Source organism: Rhizobium sp. 21-4511-3d, assembly GCF_053522545.1.
The window spans coordinates 1-2,496 of record NZ_JBNWCF010000033.1; the positions used below are offsets into that span (position 1 = coordinate 1).

The following is a 2,496-nucleotide window of genomic DNA, read 5'->3' on the forward strand; positions in this document are numbered from 1 at the left end:
TGTTGATTTCCACTGAGAGCTGACCCGGCGTTTCCACCGAGAAGTGACCCGCCTTTAGGTATCGTTTGTATTGGTCGTAGTGGTCAAGTTCCTGCGTTTCTCCTTCGTTGTCTTGGGCTCATGGGCCGAGCTGTTCTTGAAGCGGAAGCTGTCGTTTCCGGTCTCAAGGATGTGGCAATGATGAGTAAGCCGATCGAGCAGCGCGGTCGTCATCTTGGCATCGCCGAACACGCTGGCCCATTCGCTGAAGCTGAGGTTGGTGGTGATGATGACGCTGGTGCGCTCGTAGAGTTTGCTCAGCAGATGGAAGAGCAATGCACCGCCTGATGCACTGAACGGCAGGTATCCAAGCTCGTCGAGAATGACGAGATCGGAATGAACCAGCCGATTGGCGATCTGGCCGGAGCGTCCCTGCGCCTTCTCTTGCTCGAGCGAGTTGACCAGCTCGACCGTCGAGAAGAACCGGACCCGCTTATGGTGATGCTCGATGGCCTGGACACCGATTGCGGTTGCAATGTGCGTCTTGCCCGTGCCGGGACCGCCGACCAGGACGATGTTGTTGGCGTCGTCGAGGAAGCCGCAGCCATGGAGTTGCTGCACGAGCGCCTCGTTGATCTCGCTGCTGGCGAAGTCGAATCCGTTCAGATCACGATAGGCCGGGAAGCGTGCCGTTTTGAGTTGATATGCGGTCGATCGGACCTCTCGTTCAGCCGTTTCCGCCTTGAGGAGCTGGGACAGGATTGGAATGGCAGCCTCGAACGCCGGCGATCCCTGTTCGGTCAGATCACCGACGGCGTGGGCCATTCCGTGCATCTTTAGTTGCCGCAGCATGATGACGATCGCGCCGCTTGCCGGGTTATGACGCATGGCGAACCTCCGTCTTTCTCAAGGTATCGTATCGTTCGACATTGGCCTTGGGCTCGTTGGTGAGCGTCAGGGCCTGAGGTGCGTCGAGGGTCGGCGGCGTGAAGGTTTTTCCGTCGACGAGGCGATGCAGCAGGTTCAGGACATGCGTCTTCGTCGGAACACCAGACTTTAGCGCCATGTCGACGGCCGAGAGCACTGCCTGCTCGTCGTGCTGGAGAACAAGTGCCAGGATATCGACCATCTCGCGGTCGCCACCTGGCTTCTTGAGCAGATATTGTTGCAAGCTCCGGAATGCTTCGGGCAGATCGACGAATGGAGCACCGTTGCGAAGAGCACCTGGCTTTCGCTGCACCACCGCCAGATAATGCCGCCAGTCGTAAATGGTCTGTCCTGGCCGATCGTGGGAACGATCAATGACGCGACGGTGCTCGCAAACGATCTGACCTTCCGCCGCGACGACAACACGATCCGGGTAGACGCGAAGGCTTATCGGTCGATTGGCGAAGGATGCCGGAACGCTGTAGCGGTTGCGCTCCAGATGCACGAGGCAGGTAGGTGTGACCCGCTTCGTGTATTCGACAAACCCGTCGAACGGCCTGGAAACGGGCATGAGGGCTGGAGCCTCCTCAGCCCAGACATCGGCGATTGTGCCACGCATCTGGCCATGCGGTGTCTTCGCCCAGAACTCCTTGCACCGCAGCTCAAGCCAATCATTCAGGGCTTCCAATGATGGAAAGCGAGGGATCGGTTGAAAGAAGCGATGACGGGCATCCTGAACGTTCTTCTCGACCTGTCCCTTTTCCCATCCGGACGCTGGATTGCAGAACTCGGGCTCGAACACGTAGTGGCTGGCCATCGCCATGAAGCGGACATTGACGTCGCGCTCCTTGCCACGGCCAACCTTGTCGATCGCCGTGCGCATATTGTCGTAGATGCCACGACCGGGAATGCCGCCAAAAACGCGGAACGCATGATTGTGCGCGTCAAATAGCATCTCGTGAGTCTGCAGAAGATAAGCCCGGACGATGAAAGCGCGGCTGTAGCTCAGCTTCGTATGCGCCACCTGCAGCTTGGTGCGTTCATTGCCGATGATCGCCCAGTCCTCTGACCAGTCGAACTGGAATGCTTCGCCCGGCTCGAACGCCAAGGGCACAAACGTGCCACGGCCCGTCGTCTGCAGTTCCCTTTGCCGATCGCCTCGCCATTCCCGAGCAAATGCCGCCACGCGATTGTAGGAGCCCTCGTAGCCAAGGCTGACCAGATCGGCATGCAACTGCTTCATCGTCCGCTTCTGCTTGCGGCCCTTCTTGGATTCGGTCTTCAGCCAGGCCGACAACCGATCCGCAAATGGATCAAGCTTGCTCGGCCGCTCAGGGACCTTGAACTTCGGCTCCACGCCGCCGGCACGCAGGTATTTGCGGATGGTATTCCGGGACAGGCCGCTCCTGCGGCAAATCTCCCGGATCGAGAGATGGTCTCGAAAATGCCAGCGTCGGATCACGCTCAGTAATGCCATGTCGATCACTCCAGAGCCCCCGCTGAAAACATGCGAGGGACGGTTGAAACATGGGTCAATTCTCAATGGAAATATTACGCTGCGCCGGGTCAGCTCTCAGTGGAAATCAACAC

2 protein-coding genes are annotated in these 2,496 nt (G+C 58.7%); both read right to left on the reverse strand.

Annotated elements, in window-relative coordinates; translation table 11 throughout:
• Positions 1-54: 54 nt before the first annotated feature.
• Positions 55-867, reverse strand: a complete 813-nt coding sequence (istB, locus tag ACQZ5H_RS32560; RefSeq protein WP_449100218.1) for an IS21-like element helper ATPase IstB — start codon at positions 865-867, stop codon at positions 55-57.
• The gene (gene istA, locus ACQZ5H_RS32565) at positions 857-2,383 is read right to left on the reverse strand and encodes an IS21 family transposase (RefSeq protein WP_130279814.1); all 1,527 of its coding nucleotides are present in this window, start codon (positions 2,381-2,383) and stop codon (positions 857-859) included. The genes istB and istA overlap by 11 nt, the downstream gene beginning before the upstream one ends.
• Positions 2,384-2,496: the final 113 nt, after the last annotated feature.